At 69.5% G+C, this 21867-nt stretch carries 19 protein-coding genes and 1 pseudogene; 8 read left to right on the top strand and 12 right to left on the bottom strand.

Annotated elements, in window-relative coordinates; translation table 11 throughout:
* Positions 1-210 precede the first annotated feature (210 nt).
* Positions 211-3006, bottom strand: coding sequence for a penicillin acylase family protein (locus tag ACIPC1_RS25855; protein ID WP_402520845.1), 2796 nt, complete (start codon positions 3004-3006; stop codon positions 211-213).
* A 327-nt stretch (positions 3007-3333) separates the two neighbouring features.
* On the opposite strand from ACIPC1_RS25855, the gene ACIPC1_RS25850 reads away from it, so the two are divergent.
* The gene (locus ACIPC1_RS25850; protein WP_402520843.1) at positions 3334-3939 is read left to right on the top strand and encodes a hypothetical protein; all 606 of its coding nucleotides are present in this window, start codon (positions 3334-3336) and stop codon (positions 3937-3939) included.
* A gap of 485 nt (positions 3940-4424) precedes the next feature.
* Positions 4425-5171, top strand: coding sequence for a 3-keto-5-aminohexanoate cleavage protein (locus tag ACIPC1_RS25845; protein WP_402520841.1), 747 nt, complete (start codon positions 4425-4427; stop codon positions 5169-5171).
* A 43-nt stretch (positions 5172-5214) separates the two neighbouring features.
* Here ACIPC1_RS25845 and soxR read toward each other — a convergent pair whose 3' ends face one another.
* Positions 5215-5736 (bottom strand): redox-sensitive transcriptional activator SoxR, encoded by a 522-nt coding sequence (gene soxR / locus ACIPC1_RS25840; protein ID WP_402520839.1) that lies wholly within the window; start codon positions 5734-5736, stop codon positions 5215-5217.
* 106 nt (positions 5737-5842) lie between these two features.
* Between soxR and ACIPC1_RS25835 the strand changes: the two genes are divergently transcribed.
* Complete coding sequence (locus tag ACIPC1_RS25835) at positions 5843-6304, top strand: MaoC family dehydratase (RefSeq protein WP_402520837.1); 462 nt, start codon at positions 5843-5845, stop codon at positions 6302-6304.
* Positions 6305-6379: 75 nt separating this feature from the next.
* Here the strand turns inward: ACIPC1_RS25835 and ACIPC1_RS25830 are convergent, their stop codons facing one another.
* The 5 genes and pseudogenes from ACIPC1_RS25830 to ACIPC1_RS25810 form a co-directional block, all read right to left on the bottom strand.
* Entirely contained in the window at positions 6380-7006 is a 627-nt protein-coding gene (locus ACIPC1_RS25830) for a TetR/AcrR family transcriptional regulator (RefSeq protein ID WP_384387314.1), read from the bottom strand.
* Positions 7007-7098: 92 nt separating this feature from the next.
* The gene (locus ACIPC1_RS25825) at positions 7099-7350 is read right to left on the bottom strand and encodes a YiaA/YiaB family inner membrane protein (protein WP_384387311.1); all 252 of its coding nucleotides are present in this window, start codon (positions 7348-7350) and stop codon (positions 7099-7101) included.
* Positions 7351-7577: 227 nt separating this feature from the next.
* Positions 7578-7891, bottom strand: a pseudogene (locus tag ACIPC1_RS25820) (transposase); the annotation flags it as partial.
* Positions 7892-8009: 118 nt separating this feature from the next.
* Positions 8010-8420, bottom strand: a complete 411-nt coding sequence (locus ACIPC1_RS25815; protein WP_402520834.1) for a RidA family protein — start codon at positions 8418-8420, stop codon at positions 8010-8012.
* Positions 8421-8550: 130 nt separating this feature from the next.
* A complete protein-coding gene (locus ACIPC1_RS25810) occupies positions 8551-9702 on the bottom strand; it encodes an acyl-CoA dehydrogenase family protein (protein WP_402520832.1) in 1152 nt (383 codons plus the stop codon).
* Between the two features lie 66 nt (positions 9703-9768).
* On the opposite strand from ACIPC1_RS25810, the gene ACIPC1_RS25805 reads away from it, so the two are divergent.
* The 3 genes from ACIPC1_RS25805 to ACIPC1_RS25795 all read left to right on the top strand — a co-directional run bounded on the left by ACIPC1_RS25805 (position 9769) and on the right by ACIPC1_RS25795 (position 12499).
* Positions 9769-10410 (top strand): TetR/AcrR family transcriptional regulator, encoded by a 642-nt coding sequence (locus tag ACIPC1_RS25805; RefSeq protein ID WP_402520830.1) that lies wholly within the window; start codon positions 9769-9771, stop codon positions 10408-10410.
* A gap of 272 nt (positions 10411-10682) precedes the next feature.
* Positions 10683-11405 carry an ArsR/SmtB family transcription factor gene (locus tag ACIPC1_RS25800; RefSeq protein ID WP_402520828.1) on the top strand — a complete coding sequence of 241 codons (723 nt, stop codon included), beginning with the start codon at positions 10683-10685 and terminating at the stop codon, positions 11403-11405.
* A 119-nt stretch (positions 11406-11524) separates the two neighbouring features.
* The gene (locus tag ACIPC1_RS25795; RefSeq protein ID WP_402520826.1) at positions 11525-12499 is read left to right on the top strand and encodes a DMT family transporter; all 975 of its coding nucleotides are present in this window, start codon (positions 11525-11527) and stop codon (positions 12497-12499) included.
* 144 nt (positions 12500-12643) lie between these two features.
* On the opposite strand, the gene ACIPC1_RS25790 is transcribed toward ACIPC1_RS25795, so the two are convergent.
* The 5 genes from ACIPC1_RS25790 to ACIPC1_RS25770 form a co-directional block, all read right to left on the bottom strand.
* Entirely contained in the window at positions 12644-13876 is a 1233-nt protein-coding gene (locus tag ACIPC1_RS25790; protein ID WP_402521415.1) for an MFS transporter, read from the bottom strand.
* Positions 13877-14018: 142 nt separating this feature from the next.
* Entirely contained in the window at positions 14019-15446 is a 1428-nt protein-coding gene (locus tag ACIPC1_RS25785) for a CitMHS family transporter (protein ID WP_402520824.1), read from the bottom strand.
* A 134-nt stretch (positions 15447-15580) separates the two neighbouring features.
* Positions 15581-17944, bottom strand: coding sequence for a molybdopterin oxidoreductase family protein (locus ACIPC1_RS25780; protein WP_402520822.1), 2364 nt, complete (start codon positions 17942-17944; stop codon positions 15581-15583).
* A 177-nt stretch (positions 17945-18121) separates the two neighbouring features.
* Positions 18122-18751, bottom strand: coding sequence for a TetR family transcriptional regulator (locus ACIPC1_RS25775; RefSeq protein ID WP_384387288.1), 630 nt, complete (start codon positions 18749-18751; stop codon positions 18122-18124).
* The gene (locus ACIPC1_RS25770) at positions 18748-19353 is read right to left on the bottom strand and encodes a hypothetical protein (protein ID WP_402520820.1); all 606 of its coding nucleotides are present in this window, start codon (positions 19351-19353) and stop codon (positions 18748-18750) included. The genes ACIPC1_RS25775 and ACIPC1_RS25770 overlap by 4 nt, the downstream gene beginning before the upstream one ends.
* A gap of 295 nt (positions 19354-19648) precedes the next feature.
* Here ACIPC1_RS25770 and hmgA point away from each other — a divergent pair, with 295 nt between their 5' ends.
* Both hmgA and ACIPC1_RS25760 read left to right on the top strand, forming a co-directional pair.
* The gene (hmgA, locus tag ACIPC1_RS25765; protein WP_402520818.1) at positions 19649-20995 is read left to right on the top strand and encodes a homogentisate 1,2-dioxygenase; all 1347 of its coding nucleotides are present in this window, start codon (positions 19649-19651) and stop codon (positions 20993-20995) included.
* 116 nt (positions 20996-21111) lie between these two features.
* Positions 21112-21861 (top strand): GntR family transcriptional regulator, encoded by a 750-nt coding sequence (locus ACIPC1_RS25760; RefSeq protein ID WP_402520816.1) that lies wholly within the window; start codon positions 21112-21114, stop codon positions 21859-21861.
* Positions 21862-21867 lie beyond the last annotated feature (6 nt).

Below are 21867 nucleotides of genomic sequence, written 5' to 3'. Positions count from 1 at the left end.
CTGTTGGCCACCGATTATTGGCAAACGACTGTTAGCAAACGACTGTTGACAAACGAGCCGCTGGTCAAGGATCGGCTGATCAAGGAACCACTCGTCAACGACTGTTGGCCAATGACCGTTGGCCAACGAGCGTGGGGGAACACTCGTTGGCCAACAGCCGTAGGTACGGGTAGCGGTAGCGCTACCGCTAGCCGTACCGGTATCGCACCGTCACCGGTGCGAGGTGTACTCCACCACCTGCTGGAAGGTCGGACGGTTCTGCCAGCTGATGCTGTAGTGCTTGATGCCGCCGAGCGGACGGTGGATGACCGAGTCGGCGCACCACTGGTTGCCCGCGGCGCAACTGGCGTCGCCCGGGTAGACCTGAGCCGCGGTCTTGCCGGCCGCCGTCTTGAGGGTGTTGATCAGGACGTCCCGGCAGCCGGTGAGGGTGCCGCCGCCGCAGTACTTCTGCGCCAGACCGCCCTGCACCGACTCACCGAGCACCGCTCGGATGTCCTTGTCGACGTAGCTCCACCATCCGTACTGGAAGGAGCTTCCCGCGTGCGAGCCGGTCGGGCCGTGTCCGGCCGAGGGCGCCTCGTCGATGGGAAGGTTGTTGGTGATGGCGGTGTACAGACCGGTGCCGAGGCCCGGTTTGAACTCGGCCTCCACCAGCAGTGGCCACCACGCGTCCAGGATGCGGATGGCGTCGGCATTGGCGTAGGTCTTCGAATTGAACGCGGTCTCCGTGCGTTTCGACCCCGCTGTCACCCAGGTGGAGAGCTGGCTGACGGCCGCCGCGGCCGCGGTGTCGGTGACCGGCTGGCTGTTGATGACCTTCAGCAGGTCCGGGAGCACGTCCTCCGCCCGTAGATCCGCGAGCGAGGCGTCCGCCATCGCCTTCACGAGCGCGGATCTGGTCACGCCTCCCGCGGTCACGAGTTTCTTCACGCGGTCGTCGATGAGGTTGCCTCGATGGACGGAGCCGTTGCCCCAGGGGGCTGTCGCGTAGTCCGCGGCCACCTTGTTGTTCCAGGAGACGTAGTAGTCCTGGTCGATGTCGTTGGGATGCGCCGACGCCGGGGTGTAGGTGGCGGTGTTCGTCGCCCCGTTCCAGCCCTGCCACTCGTACGCGGTCTGCGCCCACACCGGGAACTCGGCGTCTACGCCGGCGGCGCGCACCGGGTTGTTGCCGCTGTTGTAGTACGCGGTGTGGGTCGAGTCCGCGTAGAACCAGTTGAAGGTGTAGTTGATGTGCTGTGCCGCGGACTGGAAGGTCTCCGGGCTCTTGACGTAGTCCGGGTCGTTGAACATCTGGAAGCCGATGATCGAGTCGGCCTCGTGCATGTAGGAGGAGCGCAGGGTGGTGTACGCGACCTTTTTGCCGCCGACCGTCGCCCGATGGGTCACCGGACCGTACTTGGTGCGGTAGACCTGCATGCGGTACGAGCCCGCGGCGGTGGGGTCGGCGGTGGTCGGTACCCACGCGTTGGTGTGCTCGACCTTGTCCATGGCCGTGCAGGTGCCGTGGTAGAGGTAGTGGTAGTCGTCCTGGCACAGCTCGACGGCGTACGTGTCGATGATGTCCTGGCCGGAGGTCGTGGCACTCCAGGAGTAGTCCTGGCCGCGCCCGAGTTCGACGTAGAAGCTCAGACCCGCGAACGAGGCGCCACGGGCGCTGAGCCCCGGGCCCTGGATCTCCTGGAGCATCAGGAGCTGTGGCGCGAAGTAGCCGGTCTGGGGACCGAAGACGGCGATCGGGTGGCCGCTCGCCGTGTGATCGCCGCTCACCACCAGGGCGTTGGACATGCCCTTCTTGGCCGAGGAGAGGGCGGTGGCGGCCGCCGTGGCCGAGGTGCTGCTCGCGGTCGCGCTGGCCGCGCTGCCGGTGCGGTCGAAGACCAGCGGCTCCTCGGTCAACGTACCGGCGTCGGGCAGTGCCTGACCCTGCGCGACGGCGGGCTTGGCCGCGTACGGGAAGCTCTGGCCGTCGTGGAGGGTGAGGGCGGCCTCGGGGTCGTTGCGCTCACGGAAGGACTCCCAGATCTTGGTGCCCTCCACCACGCCGTACTGGGACTGGGCGGCGAGCAGGGAGACGGCGTTGTTGACCTCGCCGCCGCCTCCGGAGCCGAACAGCGAGCCGATGACGGAGGCCAGCGCGACCAGGTCGGTGAGCTTGAAGTGGTCGATGGTCCCGGCGTTGGTGATGGAGTCCTTGTGTCCGGTCAGGACGTACTCGCCGGGGAAGTAGCGGCCGCTGTCGGAGGCGTCTATGTAGGCGTTGACGCCGGCGAGGTAGGCGTTGACGTCGGCGAGCGCCTGCTGGCCACGGGCGCCGTTGTTGGTGGTGACGCTGTCGATCTGAGCCTGCAGTTCGGCCTCGGTGTAGGGCGCTGTACGCCAGAACTGCTGCTCAAGGCCCTGGTTGGAGGGGTCACCGCCCGCGAAGGGGGTCAGCGTGCCGCGTCCGACGTGCCGGAAGACGTCCATCAGCCACAGCCGGTCCTGCGCGGCGGCGTATCCGGCGCCGTACTCGGTGCCGTAGCGGGTGGTGCCGGTGATGTGCGGAACGCCGGTCTTCTTGTCACGGACGATCGTGACGTCGGTGCGCCCGCCGGGGTTCGTCGTCGACTCGACCTGGTCGGCGGCGACACCGAACGAGGCGTCGTTGAAGAAGTCGTTGATCTTGGTGTCGGTGAGTCCGGTGTAGCCCGAGGCCAGGTTCGCGTAGGGGCCGAGCTGGTCCTCGGCGTGGGCCGGCTGGATACCGAGGACCTGGTTGAGCAGGACCTGAGCGAGGGTGGCGTTGCCGTTCTCACCGGGCGGCATGATGTCGGAACACTGATTGCCGCAGTAGTCGTTTGCCGCAGCCGCCGTGACCGCCGTACCCGCGGCCGACGCTTGGGTAAGGGGAGACAAAAGGCCGGCAATGAGAAGGCATACGGATGTCGCCTTCAGGAACTTGGGCAATCTGCGGGGAGTTCTCAGTCTGTCCAGGATGGTGCGTGCGGTGCGCCGTGGCATGACAGCTCCTCGCGATGGGGGGTGGGCCGGACGTTACCGCCGGTATCCCCGTGTTTGAAGATGAACATGCGTCACTTTTTGGGATCGGGTACTCCCCAGGGAGCGACGGCGCCACGGCGCTGCCCCGCCGAGGCAACTGATGGGCGGACAACAGGCAGCTCACAGCGTTCGGAGGTAGGTCATAAGGGGTTCGGCAGATGACCTCCTGAAGGTCATCGGAAATCGGATGGAGCCGAATCGCTTGTCGATACGTCTATTCGGCGAAGTCCGCGCGACAACGCCGAAGTGACCGAAGTACAGGTGCAGGTGTGACGGAGGTGCAGGGCGATGGCCGGTTTCCGGAGTCTGGCGAGACAGGTGCGAGATCCGAGGAGTGATCTGGCACTGCGGCGCTACTCACTGCGCAAGTGCCTTGAAAGGTTCGCCCCTTACGGACATCGGGCGACCTGGGACCATCTGTCCTCGCGGGCCGGGTTCGGCCCCGAGGACCGCTCCCCCGATCCGGCGCGGCTCGTGGCCGCACTGGACGAGCTGGAGGAAGCCCGTTCCGTATGGCTCGCCTACGAGGTCGGGTTCGCGGAACGGCGCAAGAAGGAGAAGCACGACGGGTTGCGCAGGCCGGGCACCGTCGACGACTGGCACCGGCTGACCTGGGGCGGCTTCGGGGTCGCCTGGTGCGACGACCCACGGATCCACCCTCATGAATCGCTGGCCGAGGTGCTGCGCCGGCTGATCACCGCCTTGGAGCGCGAACCGGGCGCGGTGTGCCCGGTGTGCGTGGGCGAGCGCCTCGACTGGAAGTACGACCTGGCTCACGAACCCTCGTCCGGTCCTGTCTGCACGCGTTGCGGAATCGTGGTTCCGCGACCTGTTCTCACCCCGGAGGCGCTGGCGGAGGCCAGGCGCGGGCGGCGGCTTCTTATATCGGCGTGAGTACGCGACTGGGTTCCTGAGTGCGCCGCTGGGTGCGTGCGTGCATCCCGGGTGCGTGCGGGCACCTCTGGGTGCGGGAACTGCGGGTGAGCTGTTCGGCGCGGGTTGCTTGCGGGTGAGCTGTTCGGCGTGAAGGGCTGCGTGTGAGCTGTTCGTCGCGGGTTGCTTGCGGGTGAGCTGTTCGGCGTGAAGGGCTGCGTGTGAGCTGTTCGCCGTGAAGCGGCTGCGTGAGAGCCGTTCGCCGAGGAGCGGCTGCGGGTGAGCCGTTCGCTGCGGATTTCCCGCGGGTGAGCAGTCCGACGCGGGTTGCCTGCCGGTGAGCCGTCCGCCGCAGGGTGGACGGCTGCAGGGTGATCCGTTCGCTGCGGAGCGGCTGCGGCTGGGCGCCCAGCCGCACGATGCCGCGTCCCTCCGCACGATGTCGCGTTCCCGGCGGGCGCGGCGCGCGAAGCGGTGTTGTCAGTGCCGGCTGGCACTATCGAGGCATGGTGCAGGTCTGTGTGAACGGAACCCGGGGCGCCGGTGACGGTGCCGTCGTGCCGCTGTCGCCCGGCTCGATGGCCGCGTCCGCGGCGGAGGCTGTCGCGGCCGGCGCATCGGACATCCATGTCCATCCCAAGTCGCCCTGTGGGCACGACACGTTGTCACCGAGGGCCCTTACGCCGACGCTCGAAGCGATACGGGCACGGGTGGGCGTCCCGGTCGGCGTGACCACCGGCGCGTGGGCCGAGCCGGATCCCGCGGCCCGCGTGGAGCGCGTGCGTTCCTGGACGGTGCTGCCCGACCACGCCTCGGTCAACTGGCATGAGCCGGGCGCCGAGGAGGTGGCGGCGGCGCTCCTCGACCGCGGAATCGGCGTGGAGGCGGGCATCTGGTCCGGCACGGACGGCGCGGAGCGGTTCGCGGCGTCGCCGCTGGGTCCACAGGTGCTGCGCGTACTGGCCGAGGTGCTGGACACCTCCGCCGACACGGCGGAGGAGTCCGCCCACGCCCTGCTGTCCGACCTGGGCACGGCCCACGGCCGCCCCATCCTGCTGCACGGCATGGAGGGCGGCACCTGGCCGGTGCTGCGCCTCGCGGGGAGGCTGGGCCTCGCCACCCGGATCGGCCTGGAGGACACATTGCTGCTGCCGGACGGCGAACGGGCCATATCCAACGGCCAGTTGGTGGCGGAAGGACTCGTCCAGCACCAGCACCAGCACCAGTACGGGCGGGAACGGCGCACGTCGTAGAGCCGGGAAGGGCATCTGCGACATACGGGGCTCGGAGTGCGGCTCAGCCGCACTCCTCCCGCTCCTTTCGCTGAGCGTCGGCCCGCTTGTCCGGTCCCTCGGCCGGGCGGGCGCGTTCCGCCATGAGGCGGGATCCTGTCAGTCGGTCGCCGAAGACGTCGTCCGGGTTGGAGAGCACACAGGTCTCCAGAGACAGGCAGCCGCAGCTGATGCAGTCCGTCAGATGGTCCCGCAGGCGGCCCAACTGCTTGATGCGCTCCTCGAGTTCGGAGCGCCAGGCCTCCGAGAGGCGGGCCCAGTCCTCCTTCGTCGGGGTGCGCTCCTCGGGGAGTTCGGCGAGCGCCTCACGGATGGTGGCAAGCGGGATGCCGACGCGTTGCGCGGCGCGCACGAAGGCGACGCGGCGCAGCGCGTCCCGGTGATAGCGGCGTTGGTTGCCGGTGGTGCGGCGGCTGTTGATGAGGCCCTTGGACTCGTAGAAGTGCAGGGCGGAGACGGCGGCGCCACTGCGCGCCGAGAGCTGGCCGACGGTCAGCTCGTGGATCTTCTCGGGGATCTGGGGCACCCCTCCAACCCTACCGACCTCGCCACACGTGAGGTCATTGACATCAGACCCGCACCCGACCATGCTAAGCAGTCGCTTAGACATTGAGACGCGGGAGGCCAGGGACATGGCAGAGCCGAGGATCTTCGAGTCCGCCGACGAACTGAAGGCCGCGGTGGGCGAGCAGTTGGGCCACAGCGACTGGCTGGACATCGACCAGAAGCGGATCGATCTGTTCGCGGACGCCACGGGTGACCACCAGTGGATCCACGTGGACCCCGAGAAGGCCGCCGCGGGCCCCTTCGGCACGACCATCGCGCACGGCTATCTGACGCTCTCACTGCTCCCCGCGCTGGTACCGCAGGTGATGCGCGTCGACGGCGTGAAGATGGGCGTCAACTACGGCACCAACAAGGTCCGTTTCCCCGCGCCCGTCCCGGTGGGCTCACGGCTGCGCGCCACCGCCGTCCTCACGGAGGTCACCGAGACGGGCGGCGGCGTCCAGGTCACGGCCTCGGTGACGATCGAGCGCGAGGGCGGCGACAAGCCGGTGTGTGTGGCGCAGTCGGTGTCGCGCTACTACTTCTGAGCCGATTCCCGGGGACCCAGGGGCGTGGGCGTGCAGTGGGCCAGGGGGTGACCCAGGGGCCGGGGCCCGCACGGGCTACGGCTTCGCTCCCACCATCCGCAGTACGAGGTCGGCATAGAGCGCGCCGACCTCGTCGGGGGTCCTGGGTCCGTTGACGTTGAACCAGCGCGCCACGTCGATGCAGAGCGAGAGCACGGCGAGTGTGGTGCCCGGCACGTCCGGGACGTCGAACTCGCCCGCCGCGACGCCGTCCTGGATGATGCCGCGCACGGCGGCGTCGGTCTGACGGCGCAGGGCCACGATCTCCGCGCGGGCCTCGGGACCGAGCGCGTCGAGCTCGTACTGCACGACGCGCGCGGTGGTGTGCTGCGCGGCATGCCACCGTACGAAGGAACGCACGGCATCCGCGAGCCGCTCGGCGGCGCTGCCGTCACGCTCCGCCGCGGTCCGCAGAATGTCGATCGCCCTGTCGTGCCCGATCCGGCTGATCCGGTGGAGCAGCTCTTCCTTGGTCTTGTAGTGGATGTACAGCGCGGCCGGGCTCATACCGGCGCGGCCCGCGATGTCCCGGGTAGTCGTCGCGTGGTATCCGCGCTCGGCAAAGGCCTCCACTGCGGCGACGAGCAGCCGCCGGGCCGCGTCCGGGGTGACCTCGGCCCACGGCTGCACCTCGGTGCCGGCCGTCCCCTCCGCCGTACTCATCGCTGGTTCGCCCCTTCCACTGGCAGGGTGACACCATACCCCCGAACCTGAGCGAGCGCTTAGACCGCCCGCTCAGCGCAGCACGAAACCCGTCAGAGCTTCTCGAAGGGGCTGTAGAGCCGACTCGCCGACTGCGCGTCCTGCTTGTCCCGGATCACCTTCGCCAGCGTGAAGGACGACGTCACCAGATAGAGGACGGCGATGCCCAGGAAGGAGCGCACCCAGGCGTTGGCGTCCAGCTTGAAGATGCCGATGGCGGTCGCGACGATGGCGACGGCGAAAGAGGCGACCGCCTGGCCGTAGAAGGCGGCGGTGGACTGCTGCTTGACCGGTGACTCACTCATGGGGTCCAGAATCGGCCGTGGCCCGGGGAACCGTATCCGCCCGGATACTCAGACATGTACTCAGCTTGTTCTTTAAGCTTTCAACCCTTGTAGGGCGATGGGTGTCTTCTCGCGTCGGACGGTTTTGCCCACGTCGTAACCGGTTGCCGGTGCCATTTCTCGTGCCGGGTGGTCGTCCGGGGCCGTGGAGTTTCGGCGCTCGGTCGGCCGCTTCCGGTTCCCGCAGGCCGGATCAACGTGCCGTCGACCAGCGGAAGTTCGCCTTTGTGGTCGAGCCAGGATGAGTGGTGGGGCAGCCTCGGGTGACCCGGTCCCATGCCTGTGTGACGGCCTTGCCGTATTTCGATGTTGCCGTGCGGGTGGTGACGGCCGGGTCGGGCCAGGTCTCCGCTACGGCGATGGCGGTAGCGGCGTCGGCCGGACCGAGGCGGACCGCGTCCAGGATCTGCGTCCAGGACGTGGCGCCCATCTCCAGTACGGCGACAAAGGAATACGGCCGGCCGGGAATGAACTGTGAGGCCGTCCTCGGCCGGCCGTAGACGGGTCACGTGCCCCTTGGTCGGAGCACATGATCAGACGAAGGCCGCCCTGGCGTCCGGCGAACACCCAGCAGGGCTACCCAGTTCGAGACGCTGCTCGAGGCCCGTTGATGAGCAAACTCACTCAGGCAGAGCCACGGTGAGATCCACCTCGACGAGTTGTCCGGGAAAGCCCAACTGGGCGACCCCCAGGAGCGTGCTGGCGGTGGTGAACGCCGGGCCGATGGCAGAGTCGGTGAGCCGACGCCACGCGGCTGAGAGCGCGTCCCTGTCGTCGCTCCGCACGTAGATCACCGACCGCACCACATGGTGCGGCTGGGCCCTCACGGCCGTGAGGGCAGTGAACGCGTTGGCGGCCACCTGGTCGACCTGCGTCTCAAGGGAACCGGAACCGACGAGGTCGCCGTTTCGATCAAGCGGACACTGCCCCGCCAGATAGGCCGTACGGCCGGTCTCCACCACGGTGACGTGGTGGTAGCCAGGCGTTTCATGCAACTGCTCGGGGTTGATGCGGGTGATTTTCTCAGTCATGTACGCGAGTCTGACCAGGGTGCGGCCGGCACGCACCGCAATTTCTTCCACCGGCAGGCACTCCGCAACCGCAACTACCCGAGGTTGAAGAACGAAGGACCAGCTCAGACCCACGCCTGGAAGGACAAGCTCAGAAAGCGGAGACCCCGGTCAGCGCCCGTCCGATGACCAGCTTCTGGATCTGGCTGGTGCCTTCGTAGAGGGTCATCACGCGGGCGTCGCGCAGCAGCTTGCCCACCGGGTACTCGTCGATGTAGCCGTAGCCGCCGAAGACCTGGAGGGCGTTGTTCGCGGCGCGCACGGCGGCCTCGGACGCGAAGAGCTTGGCCTTGGAGGACTCGGTGGCGAACGGCAACCCGCGGTCCACGAGATCGGCCACCCTCCAGGTCAACAGGCGCGCCGCGTCCACGTCCAGGGCAATATCGCTGAGCAACTCCTGTACCAACTGGTGATGGGCGATGGTCCTGCCGAACTGCTCCCGCTCGGTCGCGTACGTCACCGCCGCGTCCAGTGCCGCCTGGGCTATGCCGACACAGCCGGCGGCCACCGACATCCGCCCCTTGGCGAGCGCGGACATGGCGACGGCGAAGCCCTTGCCCTCCGGCGCGAGCATCGCCGAAGCGGGGACGCGTACGTCCTCCAGGACCAGCTCCGCCGTGGCCTGCCCGCGTAGTCCGAGCTTGCCGTGGATGGTGCGGCGGGACAGACCCGGCGTGTCGGTCGGTACGAGGAAGGCGGAGACGCCCTTGTGCCCCGGGGCGTCGGTCGACCGGGCGAAGAGGAGTACGACATCGGCCCAAGTGCCGTTCGTGATGAACATCTTGGTGCCGTTGATGACGTAGTGGTCGCCCTCGCGCGTGGCCTTCGTCGACAGGCTGCCCGCGTCCGAGCCGGTGCCGGGCTCGGTGAGACCGAAGCATCCGACGTACTCACCCGAGGTCAGCCCCGGCAGCCACCGCCGCTTCTGCTCCTCGCTCCCCCGGTGCGCGATCGTCTTGGCGACGAGGCCCAGCGATACGGAGACGATCCCGCGCACGGAGGAGTCGCCGCGGCCCAGCTCCTCCGTCACCAGGCAGTACGCGAGGTGGTCGCCGCCACTGCCGCCGTACTCCTCGTCGATCGTGAGCCCGAGGAAGCCGACCTCGCCGAGTTTCTTCACCAGCGACCGGTCGATGTCCTCCGCACGGTCCCACTCGATGACATGGGGGGCGATCTCGCGGTCCACGAATTCCTTCGCGAGCCGCTGGACGGCGATCTGCTCCTCGCTGAGCTCCAGGTTCATGACGAGTCACCCACTACACTTTAATTAGCACTGCTAGTTTTCAGGTCCAGCCCTACTATGTGCGCCATGGCCCGACCGCGCAAGCCCCTCCTCAGCAGAGACCGCATCGTCGACGCGGCACGGGCGTTGGTGGACGCCGAGGGCCTGGCCGCCGTCTCGACGCGGCGGCTCGCGGCCGAGCTGGGGGTGAGCGGTCCGTCCCTCTACAACCACTTCCCGACCAAGGACCAGATCCTGGAGGCGGTCGCCGACTCGGTCAGCGCGCAGGTCGACCTGTCGATGTTCGAGGACGGCCGCGACTGGCGTACGGCTCTGCACGACTGGGCCATGTCCTACCGGGCGGCGTTGCGCGACCATCCGAACATCGTGCCGGTGCTGGCGCGGGGGCCTGGGCGGCGGCCCGCGGGGCTTCGGGTCGCGGACGCCGTCTTCGGTGCGATGGTCGAGGCGGGGTGGCCGGCGTCCCAGGCCACGTCCATCGGTGCGCTGATGCGCTACTTCATCATGGGGTCCGCCATCGGCTCCTTCGCCGGCGGATTCGTGGACGACGTGGCGGCGTACGATCCCGCGGACTATCCCCACCTCGGGCAGGCGCATCTCCTCGCGGAGCAGCAGGAGAAGGTCGACGAGCGGGCGTTCGAGACCGGGTTGCGGGCGTTGCTGGACGGGTTGGCGGTGCGGTTTGAGGGGTTGGGGCGGGAGGAGTGAGGTGGGGTTTTTCGCCCCCTCCGCCCCTGCCCGTCCCTTGTTCCTGGGGGCTGGCTGCCGCCCGGAGACCCCCGCATCGTGCTGAACGCGTTCGTCCTCAAACGCCGGACGGGCTGAAGATCTCCAGCGTCGGCCAGGGAAGGATCCAGCCCCTCCGGCGTTTGAGAAGCGGGGCCTGCGGCGGAGCCCCAGGAACATGGGACGGGCAGGGGCGAAGGGCGAATAAATCACCACCCACCACCCTTCGGCGGGCGCCGAAGTGTTCCCGGGGCATGCTGGACGGCATGACGAAGGCGAAGGACCCGGTGGGACCGGGGCTGGCGGCGTTGGCGGGGCTGATCGCCGATGAGACGCGGGCCGGCTTTCTGCTGGCGCTGCTCGACGGGCGGGCGTGGACCGCCGGTGAACTGGCCCGGCAGGCCGGAGTCGCCGCGTCGACCGCCAGCGAACACCTGGGCAAACTCGTCGCGGGCGGCCTGCTCACCGAGGAGAGGCAAGGACGGCACCGATACGTACGGCTGGCCGACACCGGCGTCGCTCAACTCGTCGAGGACCTCGCCGCCCAGGTCGCACCCACCGCCGCGCGCCCCCGCACCCTGCGGCAGTCCGGCGCCGGATCCGCCATGGCCCGCGCCCGCACCTGCTACGACCACCTCGCCGGACGCCTCGGCATCACCCTCACCGACGCGCTGACCAGCCGCGGGCTCCTCCGCCAGGACACCGGCTTCGCTCTCACCGACGCCGGACTCCGCTGGTTCGACACGGCGGGAATCGACCTCGACCGCACCGGCCGGCGCCCGCTCGCCCGTGCCTGCCTCGACTGGACCGAGCGCCGCCCCCACCTCGCGGGCACCGCCGGGGCGGCCCTCTGCCGTCATGCGCTGGACGCACGCTGGTGCGTACGGATCGGCTCGGAGCGGGCGGTCAAGGTCACCTCCGAGGGCGAACGCGCTTTCACCGACCTTCTCGGTGTCGAGGCCACGGTGCTGCACTGAGCTCGATCGATCCGGGCGAAGCCGCCGAATCACCAGATGAACCTGACTGCCCAAGAGCCTGGACGCGGCGTCCGAAACCCGCCAGACCTTGCCTCCACCGCCCGTCTAGCCTCAGGAGCATGATGTCCACCCCGGCCCACTCCCCCACCCATTCCCCCGACCCCGACCCCGACCCCGCCCCCGCGCCCGCCCGGCGGACCGACCCGCGCGCCGCGGCCGCCGCAACCGTCACCGTCGTGCTGTGGGCCTCGGCGTTCGTCTCGATCCGGAGTGCAGGGGCGGCGTACTCACCGGGCGCGCTCGCCCTCGGGAGGCTGCTGGCGGGAGCCGTCACGCTGGGGGTCATCTGCCTGATACGCAGGGCGGGTTGGCCACCACGTGCGGCCTGGCGGGGCATCGCCGTGTCCGGGGTGCTCTGGTTCGGCGTCTACATGGTCGCCCTCAACTGGGGCGAGCAACAGGTGGACGCGGGTACGGCGGCGCTGATCGTGAACATCGGACCGATCCTCATCGCCCTGCTCGGGGCCCGGCTGCTCGGCGACGCCATGCCGCCGAGGCTGCTCGCCGGGATGGCGGTGTCGTTCGCGGGGGCGGTGGCCGTGGGGCTGTCGATGTCCGGCGAGGGAGGTTCGTCCTCGGTCCTCGGGGTCGCCCTGTGTCTGCTCGCGGCGGTCACCTACGCGGCCGGTGTCGTCGCTCAGAAGCCGGTTCTCGGTGTGGCGAGTCCGCTCCAGGCCACGACGTTCGGCTGCCTGATCGGGGCGGTGGCGTGTCTGCCGTTTGCGGGACAGCTCGTCCATGATGCGGCAGACGCGCCTGTGTCCGCGACGCTCAACATGCTTTATCTGGGGGTGTTTCCTACCGCGCTCGCGTTCACGACGTGGGCGTGCGCGCTGGCCCGTACGACGGCGAGTCGGATGGGGGCGACGACGTATGCGGTGCCCGCGCTCGTGGTGATGATGTCCTGGCTGTTCCTGGGCGAGGTCCCGGGGTTGTTGACGCTCGCCGGCGGGGTGTTGTGCCTGGCCGGGGTGGCGGTGTCGCGTTCCCGGCCGAGGGCCGGGGTGGCGGAGCGTGTGCCGGAACGTGGCTGAGGTGGGGACGGGTTTTCGCCCCCTCCGCCCCTACCCGTCCCGTACCTGGGGCTGCCCCCCCTGACTCCCGCATCGCGTTGAACGCGCTCGTCCTCAAACGCCGGACGGGCTGAAAAGCCCTTCCCCGGGCGGGTAGGGAGACGCTCAGATGTCGCTCTTGCGGCGCACGGGTACCCGGCGGCGCGAGGGCTCGCCGGGGGCCGCGGTGCCCGGCTTCGCGGGTGAGCGCAGCGCTATGCCCGAGGACACCAGCAGCAGCGCACCCAGCATCACGAACGGTGCGGCCACCCCCGCGACTCCGGCGATCAGACCCGCGGCGGCGGGTGCGGCGACCTGGCCGAGGCGGTTACCGGTCAGGCGGAGGGCGAGGGCCGTTGAGCGGGCACTGTCGGGGGCGGCCTGGACCACGGTCGTCATCGAGAGCGGCTGACCGACGCCGAGGCAGAACCCGAGGGCCAGGAGCATCGCGGCCAGCGCCAAGACCGGCACCGGCAGCGCGATGCCCGCGCACAGCAGCCCCGCCGCCAGACAGGTCACGGTGAGCAGCGCGGTCCGGCCCAGCAGTCGCAGCATCGGCGTCATCACCAGTCGGCAGGCGATCGTGGCCGCGGCGCGCAGGCTCAGCAACAGGCCGACCACGGACGGCGCGATACCCCGGTGTTCACCGACGACCGGCAGATACGCCGTGAGAATGTCCGTCGCGGACAGCACGGCAAGGCTGATGAAGATGCCCGCGGGGACACCCCGGGTGCGCAGTATGCGGCGCACGGGGACGCGGTCGCCTTGTGCCGTACGGGACTTGGCCGCCGTACGGTGCTCGATGCGCCACAGCGAGGTGAACGAGACCGCCGCGACCCCGCCGGCGACGAGCAGGGCCAGGGCGCTGGTGCCCGCCATGTCCGAGCCGTCGATGAGAGCACCCGCGGCGATCGGTCCGACCAGTTGGCCGAGGGAGGCGCCGATGGTGAAGTGGCCGAAGTTGCGGTCCTGTTCGTGCGGCGCGGACTGGCGGGCGACGATCGACTGGGCGCCGATGACGAAGCAGAGGTGGCCCAGGCCCATCACTCCGCTCCACGCGGCCATCGTCGTGAGCGAGTCCGCCCTGCCGCTGAGTGCGCAGCCGCCCGCGATGAGAACCACGCCGACGGGCAACAGCGGGGCGCAACGGCCGTGGTCGGTACGGCGGCCCAGCGGCACCGCGGCGAAGAGAGGCAACAGGGCGTACACGCCCGCGATGACGCCGATCGCGCGCTCGTCGGCGCCCAGGGCGAGGGCCCGATAGGAGACGGCGGGCCGCGCCATCGACACCGCTCCCTGCGCGAAGCTGAAAGCGATGACGAGGCGCAGCAACCAGCCACGGTTTTCACCGGGCCCCACAGCCATTGCAATCCTCCATCCGGTGACGAGCGACAGGGATCCGTAGGTGCGCATCAGTCAGGAGTCCGTACGTGCGCGTCAGTCAGACGTTCATGCATGCGCGTCTGTCAGACGTCCGCGCGGCATCGACGTCCGACACACGTCAGATGATGCCGAACAGGATCCCCGCCCCTAGCACCACCAGCGAAGTGAGCGCCGCCCACTTCACCACGAACCTGGTGTGGTCGCCGAACTCGACCTTCGCCATGCCGACGAGGACGTAGACGGCGGGAACCAGCGGGCTCGACATGTGCAGCGGCTGGCCGACGAGGGAGGCGCGGGCGATCTCCAGGGTGGAGACGCCGTGGGCCTGGCCCGCCTCGGCGAGGACCGGGACGATGCCGAAGTAGAAACCGTCGTTCGACATGAAGTACGTGAGCGGAATACTCAGGACGCCGGTGACGAAGGCCATGTGGGGGCCCATGCCGTCGGGGATGTTGGAGACCAGCCACTCGGCCATGTGGTCGACCATGCCGGTGCCCTGGAGGACGCCGGTGAAGACGGCGGCGGCGAAGACCATGCCGGAGACGTTGAGGACGTTCTCGGCGTGGGCGCCCAGGCGGGCCTTCTGGTCGGGCATGTGGGGGAAGTTGACGGTGAGCGCGAGGGCGGCGCCGAGCAGGAACAGCACCGGGATCGGCAGCAGTTCCATGATCATGGCGGTGAGCAGGGTGAGCGTGAGCAGGGCGTTGAACCAGTAGAGCTTGGGGCGCAGGGTGGCGCGGTTGGGGTCGAGGACCGCGAAGCCGTCGTCCTCCTCGGGACCCTCGGCGTCCGCGTCCGTGCCGGAGCCCGAACCGCCCGTGCCCACGGCCTTCTTCGCAAGGTCGACCGGGCCACTGCCGCCGGCACCGGACCCCGCGCCGACCAGAACCGTCTCGGCCTCCTGCGGCTCCAGTATCTCCTCCAGCGTCAGCAGGCCCAGCCGCGTGCGCTCGCGGCGACCGAGGACGTACGAGAGTACGAAGACGCCCAGGAGGCCGACGGCGAGGGCCGGGATCATCGGTACGAAGATGTCGCTGGCGTCGACCTTGAGGGCGGTGGCGGCGCGGGCGGTCGGGCCTCCCCAGGGGAGGGTGTTCATCACGCCGTTGGCCATGGCGGCGACGCCGGTCATCACGACGAGGCTCATCTTGAGGCGCTTGTACAGCGGGTACATCGCCGAGACCGTGATCATGAAGGTCGTCGAGCCGTCACCGTCGAGGGAGACGATCGCCGCGAGCACGGCCGTACCGACGACTATGCGCAGCGGATCGGCCTTGCAGAACTTCAGGATGCCGCGCACGATCGGGTCGAAGAGCCCGACGTCGATCATCACTCCGAAGTAGACGATCGCGAACATGAGCATCGCCGCGGTGGGGGCGAGGCTGGTGACGCCGTCGATGACGTAGTCACCGAGCTTGGCGCCCTTTCCGACGAACACGCAGAAGAGCGCCGGGATCAGCACGAGCGCCGCGATCGGCGACATCTTTTTCAGCATGATCAGGACCAGGAAGGTCGCGATCATGGTGAAGCCGAGGATGGTCAGCATGGGTGGATACCTAACGTTCGCCCTTGAACTCCCGCCTGGGACGGCGGTGCGTGTGACGTTAGGTCGGGGGCGCAAGTCTTAACAAGATGTTGACACGTGAGCAATAAGCGCAAAACTCCAGGTCACAGCTTTGCTCAGCTCACAGGCGTCAGCTCCACGGGTACGCCGTTGAGGACGGCGGTCCCCGACAGGGGGTCGAGGAGGCTGCCGTCGAGGAGCTGGTTGACGTTGACTCCGGGGTCGAGCGCGGCGTGACTCATCCGGGTGCCGGGGCGGTCGTGTCCCCACCCGTGCGGCAGGCTCACCACCCCGCGCCGTACGGCGTCGGTGACTTCGGCGGGGGCGGTCACCTCTCCCCCGGCGCCCTTGACGCGGACCGCCGAGCCGTCGCCGATCCCGAGGTGTGCGGCGTCCTCGGGGTGGATGTGCAGGGTGCAGCGATTGGTGCCGCCGGTGAGGGCCGGCAGGTTGTGCATCCAGCTGTTGTTGGACCGCAGGTGGCGGCGGCCGATGAGCACGAGGGCGGACGGGCGCTCACGCAGGGCCTCCCGCAGCCGGGGAAGATCGTGTGCAATCGGTGTCGGCAGCAGCTCGATCTTTCCGCTGCGGGTCTTGAGCGGCCCCGGCAGTCGCGACCGCAGGGGCCCGAGGTCGATGCCGTGCGGCTGCGCGAGCAGTTTCTCCAGGTTCAGCCCGTCAGGTCGTACGCCGAAACCGTCGCCGTAGGGACCAAGGCGCAGCATCATGTCGAGCCGCCGCTCGGGGCCGTTGTCGCCGGTGAGCTGTGCGGCGAGTTTCTGTGGGTCGCGGCCGTGCACCGGGGAGTGTGCCTCGGTGACCGACTTGCCGAGTGTGCTGCCGATGACCATCGCGTCCACGGCGGACGGGTCGGCGCCGTGCATGCCGGTCGCGGCCAGGGTCAGCCGCGCGAGGATCTCGGTCTCGGCCATGCGGCCCGGCTCGAGGGGGACGGCGGCGCGGGTGTAGCGGACCTGGTTGCGTACGGCGAGGGTGTTGAAGGCGAAGTCGTGGTGGGCGCTCTGCGAGGGCGGGGGCGGCGGGAGCACGACGTGTGCGTGGCGTGAGGTCTCGTTCAGGTACGGGTCGACGCTGACCATGAAGTCCAGCGAGCCGAGGGCCTTGTCGAGGCGGTCGCCGTCGGGTGCGGAGAGTACGGGGTTGGTGGCGACGGCGATGACCGCGCGGATCGGTTCGCCCTGTGCGGTGGTGCTTCCGCCCTGCTCGGTGGCGGTCCGACCCTGCTCGACGGCGGTGTCGCCCTGCTCTGTGGTGCTCCCGCCCTGCTCGATGGTGCTCCCGCCCTGCTCGGTGGCGGTGTCGATCTCTTCGGCGAGGGCGGCGAGCGGCAACTCGCCCTTGGCCTCGGGGTATCGGCTCACCCGCGAGTGCCAGCGTCCGAGCGCGAAGCCGCGGCCGGGGCCGGCGGCCCGGGGTGTCCTGTCGGTGGCGGCCTGCGGGAAGAGGGCACCGCCCGGCCGGTCGAGGTTGCCGGTGAGGATGTTGATGATGTCGACGAGCCAGCTGGTCAGGGTGCCGTGCGGGACCGTGCAGCTGCCGATGCGGCCGTAGACGGCGGCGGTGGGTGCGGCAGCGAGTTCGCGGGCGAGCGCCCTGATCGTGTCGGCGGGCACATCGCAGGCCTCGCTTGCCGCCTCGGGGGTGAAGTCCCGTACGGCGTGGGCGAGTTCGTCGATGTCCTGGACGTGCGGGGTGAGGTCGCCGAGCTCGACGAGCTTCTCCTCGAAGAGGACGTTCGCCACGGCGGCGAGCAACAGCCCGTCGGTTCCGGGCCGGATCGCCACGTGCCGGTCGGCGAGTTTGGCCGTACGGGTCCGGCGCGGGTCGATGACGGTCAGGGTGCCGCCGCGTGCCCGCAGCGCCTTGAGTTTGCCGGGGAAGTCGGGGGCGGTGCACAGGCTCCCGTTGGATTCCACCGGGTTGGCGCCGATGAGCAGGAGGTGGTCGGTGTGGTCCAGGTCGGGCACCGGGATCGCGTTGGCGTCGCCGTACAGCAGGCCGCTCGACACGTGTTTGGGCATCTGGTCGACCGTGGAGGCGGTGAAGATGCTGTGGGTGCCGAGGGCGGTGAGCAGGACGGTCGGGTAGAGGGCACCGGCCATGGTGTGCACGTTCGGGTTGCCGAGGACGACGCCGACGGCGTGCGGCCCGTGCTGGTCGACGACGGACCGCAGCCCGGCGGCCACCGCGTCGAAGGCCTCCTCCCAGCTTGCTTCGCACAGCTCGCCGTCCTTGCGTACGAGAGGGGTGCGCAGCCGGTCCGGGTCCCCGTCGGCCACCCCGAAGGAGGCGCCCTTCGGGCAGATGAACCCCTTGCTGAACACATCGTCGCGGTCGCCCCGGGCGCCGGTCACCCGGGTGCCCTCGATGGTGAGCGTCAGCCCGCAGGTGGCTTCGCAGAGGGGGCAGATCCGCAGGGCGGTGCGGGAATCGGGGGTGGTGCCGGTGGTGCGGGACACGGGGTCCTCCCGGAGGGCGGTGGCAGCGTTGGCACACGGACTGGGGCCGAGCATACCGACCGGTATGCATGGAGGGGAGGGTCCGCTGGGGGTCAGGTCGGATATTCGCGAGCGGATCACCGCAGGCCGGCCTCCGGCGCCGGTGCCTCAGCCGAGCACTCGCTCAGTTCCGGCCCCTCAGTCCAGCACTCGCTCCAGATAGGCCCGCAGCAGCACACGGGTCTGCTCGATGATCCGTTCGTCGCCGTCCGGGGCGAGCCGGAAGGCCAGGTGGACGAGGGTGTCGGCGGACTCCACCGCGACCAGGAAGACGCGGCGGAGATCCTCGTCGGGGGTGCGGTCGAGATAGCCGGCGAGGAGCTCGGTGAGGCGGTCGGCGACGCGGGTGTTGGGCTCGGCACGGGAGCCGACCGGGATCTGGTTGCCGAAGTCGACGAGGGAGAAGCCGGGCGCGGTGCGCTTCATGCCTATGTACTCGTCGAGCACGGCGTCCACGGCCGCACGCCAGCCGCTCGCGACCCGCCCCTCGCCGTCGGTCTCCTGAAGCCGGAGGGTGACGCGCTCGGCGTAGCGCTCCAGATTGCGCTGGGCGAGCGCGTCGGCCATCGCGCGCTTGTTGCCGAAGAAGCGGTAGACGGAGCCGATGGGTACGCCGGCACGCTGGGCCACGGCCCGGGTACTCAGGGCGTCGTAGCCGACCTCGTCGAGAAGGTCGGCGCAGGCGTCGAGGATGCGGGTCAGTCGTTCTGCGCTGCGGCGCTGCACGGGCGCTCGGCGCAGCGAGGTCGCATGGGGCACAGGCTTCATGATGCCTCTCCGCCGGGGTCCGGTGAACCTCCGGTATCGGTACGGGCCTGACTGCCGCTCGTACTCATCGGGGGTTCCGGCGCCTCGGTCGCGTCCGTCGTCTGCCTGGCCTGCGACGACGTGATGTCCGCGGTGCTCCCGACCGGCTCTTCGTTGACGGCCCACAGGGTTTGATCGTCCGCGTAGAGGCGGGCGGTGACCTGGTGCGTGCCGCGCGGGACGAGTTCGCCGGGGAGGTGGTACTCGGCCGTGCGGAGCGTGGCGATACTGCGGCCGTCGAGGTAGAGGATGACGACCCCGCGTCCCGCGACGGCCACCGAGCGCGTGCCGGCGGGCGAGAAGCGGAAGCGCTTGAAGGTCAGCCGCACGTCCCAGCCGTTGTCGGATTCCGGCTGGACCTCGATCGCGACCTCGGGTGCGCCTTCCTCCTGGATCTCACGGTAGTGCCGTCCCGCCTCGTCGGTCTTCTCCAGCAGCTCACCCACCGGCGAGGCCGACACCCCGTCCGTCGGCTCGTGCGCAGCGCCGGACCCGCAGCCCGCCGGTCCGCCGAGCAGGGCACAGACCGCGAGCGCGGCGAGCAGTCCACGCTTCCACGACATGCCGGGGAGCGTAGAACATCGCACTGACACTCGGATCCCCCTGGGGTCGGGTTCCTGAGCCGCGGACCAAGCCCTGAGTTGTACGACCCGCCGAGCCGTACGGCCCTCCGGTCCCACGGCCCCGAGTCGGACGGCTCTCCGAGTCGGACGACCCCCTGTCATATGGCTCTCCAAGTCGGACGACCCTGTGTCGTACAGCTCTCCAGGTCCGACGACCCCGTGTCGTACGGCCTCTTGCGCGCACCGGAATCCATTCCTATGGTGAAGCATAGGAATCGAGTCCGAGGGAGTGGTCATGAGCGGGGACGCGGCGATCCTGGGCGGGGACGCGAGGAAGGCGGCCGAGGGGCTTGCCCACCTCTCCGGATTCGGCAACGAACACAGCTCGGAGGCGGTCCCCGGCGCCCTGCCGATCGGCCGCAACACGCCGCAGCGAGCACCGCTCGGGCTGTACGCGGAGCAACTGAGCGGTTCCGCGTTCACCGAGCCGAGGGCGCACAACCGGCGCTCGTGGCTCTACCGGATCCGCCCGTCGGCCGCCCACCCGCCGTTCACGCGTACGGACAGCGGCGCGCTGCGCACGGCTCCCTTCACGGAGACGGTGCCCGACCCCAACCGGCTGCGCTGGGATCCGCTGCCCGAGCCCCCGGCCGGCACCGATTTCGTGACCGGCCTCTGGACTCTCGGCGGCAACGGCGACGCCACCCGGCGCACCGGCATGGCCGTGCACCTGTACTACGCCAACTCCTCGATGGAGCGGGTGTTCAGCGACGCCGACGGCGAGCTGCTGATCGTGCCCGAGCACGGCGGGCTGCTGCTGCGCACCGAGTTCGGGCTGCTCCATGTGGAGCCCGGCCACGTCGCGCTCATCCCCCGTGGTGTCCGCTTCCGTGTGGAGTTGCTGGACGAGAGTGCCCGCGGGTATGTGTGCGAGAACTATGGGGCACCCTTCCAGCTGCCCGACCTGGGCCCGATCGGCGCCAACGGGCTCGCCAACGCCCGGGACTTCCTCGCACCCGTCGCGGCTTACGAGGACGTCGAGGGCCCGGTCGAGGTGGTGAACAAGTTCTGCGGCAACCTCTGGAGGGCGACGTACGACCACTCACCGCTGGACGTCGTCGCCTGGCACGGCAACCATCTGCCGTACGTCTACGACCTGCGCCGTTTCAATGTGATCGGCACCATCAGCTACGACCACCCGGACCCGTCGATCTTCACGGTGCTGACCTCGCCGACCGACACCCCGGGACTGGCCGGTGTGGACTTCGTGGTCTTCGCGCCGCGCTGGCTGGTGGGCGAGAACACCTTCCGGCCGCCGTACTTCCACCGGAACGTGATGAGCGAGTACATGGGGCTCATCGAGGGCGCGTACGACGCCAAGACAGCCGGAAAGGGTGGCTTCGTGCCGGGTGGCGGTTCGCTGCACAACATGATGTCGGCGCACGGCCCGGACCGGGACACCTTCGACCGGGCCAGCGCCGCCGAGCTCCGGCCGCAGAAGGTCGACGACGGGCTTGCCTTCATGTTCGAGACCCGCTGGCCGGTGACCGCCACGGCACGGGCGGCACAGGCGGAGCACCTGCAACACGCGTACGACGACGTGTGGCAGGGCCTTCAGCGGAACTTCCGCCAGAACGGCTGACCGCCCCCGCCCGTTCCGCCGATCGCCGCCGCCCGTCGTACTGCCCGCCGTCGCCCGTCGCGCTCATCCCTCTCGCACGTTGCACTGAACGCCCCCGACCGGTACGGATAACCCTCGTGACCTCCTTCGCCCCGGACTCGATCGTCCTGAACCGCAAGCTGCCGCTCTGGTATCAGGTGTCGCAGTCCCTGCGCGCCTCGATACTCGGCCGCACCGCCCAGGACCCGCTGCGCCTGCCCACCGAGGAGCAGTTGGCGGAGCACTACGGGGTGAGCGTGCTGACCATGCGGCAGGCGCTCAAGGAGTTGGAGGACGAGGGGCTGATCACGCGGCACCGCCGGCGCGGCACCTTCATCGAGCCGAGCGCTCAACGCGGCGCGCCCGTACGGCTCCTCGGCTCGGTCGACACGATCGTGGCGCAGCAGTCGGGGATGACGACGGAGCTGCTGGACCACGGCACGGTGCCCGTGTCCGCCGAACTCGCCCAGTACTTCCCGGATCTGGCCGAGGTCGCCTCGTACCACCGGCTGCGCGGCGACGAGAAGACGGGCGAACCGACGAACCACGCGCGCAACTTCGTACGTCCCGAACTCGCGGCGCTGATCGATCCGGAGGACCTGGTGCGCTGGCCCATGACGAAGGTGCTGCGCGATGTGGTGGGCATCCGGATCAGCCGGATCACCGACACCGTGGAGGCCACACTCGCGGACCCGGAGACGGCGCGACTGCTCCAGGTCCCGCTGCTCAGCCCGATCCTGCACTACACGGGTGTCATCCACGGGGAGGACGGCCGCGCCCTGGACGTGGCCCGTATCCACTACCGCGGCGACCGTTTCTCCTTCACGGTCACCTTCGACGCCCACTGACCACCT

It is taken from the genome of Streptomyces sp. NPDC087263 (assembly GCF_044744645.1).
Taxonomy (GTDB): Bacteria; Actinomycetota; Actinomycetes; order Streptomycetales; family Streptomycetaceae; genus Streptomyces.
This window is presented reverse-complemented; position numbering and strand designations above follow the sequence as displayed.

Coding starts and splice junctions, on each gene's coding strand:
- ACIPC1_RS25855 (WP_402520845.1), bottom strand. CDS start 3,006: ATGCCACGGCGCACCGCACGCACCATCCTGGACAGACTGAGAACTCCC.
- ACIPC1_RS25850 (WP_402520843.1), top strand. CDS start 3,334: ATGGCCGGTTTCCGGAGTCTGGCGAGACAGGTGCGAGATCCGAGGAGT.
- ACIPC1_RS25845 (WP_402520841.1), top strand. CDS start 4,425: ATGGTGCAGGTCTGTGTGAACGGAACCCGGGGCGCCGGTGACGGTGCC.
- ACIPC1_RS25835 (WP_402520837.1), top strand. CDS start 5,843: ATGGCAGAGCCGAGGATCTTCGAGTCCGCCGACGAACTGAAGGCCGCG.
- ACIPC1_RS25830 (WP_384387314.1), bottom strand. CDS start 7,006: ATGAGTACGGCGGAGGGGACGGCCGGCACCGAGGTGCAGCCGTGGGCC.
- ACIPC1_RS25825 (WP_384387311.1), bottom strand. CDS start 7,350: ATGAGTGAGTCACCGGTCAAGCAGCAGTCCACCGCCGCCTTCTACGGC.
- ACIPC1_RS25815 (WP_402520834.1), bottom strand. CDS start 8,420: ATGACTGAGAAAATCACCCGCATCAACCCCGAGCAGTTGCATGAAACG.
- ACIPC1_RS25810 (WP_402520832.1), bottom strand. CDS start 9,702: ATGAACCTGGAGCTCAGCGAGGAGCAGATCGCCGTCCAGCGGCTCGCG.
- ACIPC1_RS25805 (WP_402520830.1), top strand. CDS start 9,769: ATGGCCCGACCGCGCAAGCCCCTCCTCAGCAGAGACCGCATCGTCGAC.
- ACIPC1_RS25800 (WP_402520828.1), top strand. CDS start 10,683: ATGCTGGACGGCATGACGAAGGCGAAGGACCCGGTGGGACCGGGGCTG.
- ACIPC1_RS25795 (WP_402520826.1), top strand. CDS start 11,525: ATGATGTCCACCCCGGCCCACTCCCCCACCCATTCCCCCGACCCCGAC.
- ACIPC1_RS25785 (WP_402520824.1), bottom strand. CDS start 15,446: ATGCTGACCATCCTCGGCTTCACCATGATCGCGACCTTCCTGGTCCTG.
- ACIPC1_RS25775 (WP_384387288.1), bottom strand. CDS start 18,751: ATGAAGCCTGTGCCCCATGCGACCTCGCTGCGCCGAGCGCCCGTGCAG.
- ACIPC1_RS25770 (WP_402520820.1), bottom strand. CDS start 19,353: ATGTCGTGGAAGCGTGGACTGCTCGCCGCGCTCGCGGTCTGTGCCCTG.
- hmgA (WP_402520818.1), top strand. CDS start 19,649: ATGAGCGGGGACGCGGCGATCCTGGGCGGGGACGCGAGGAAGGCGGCC.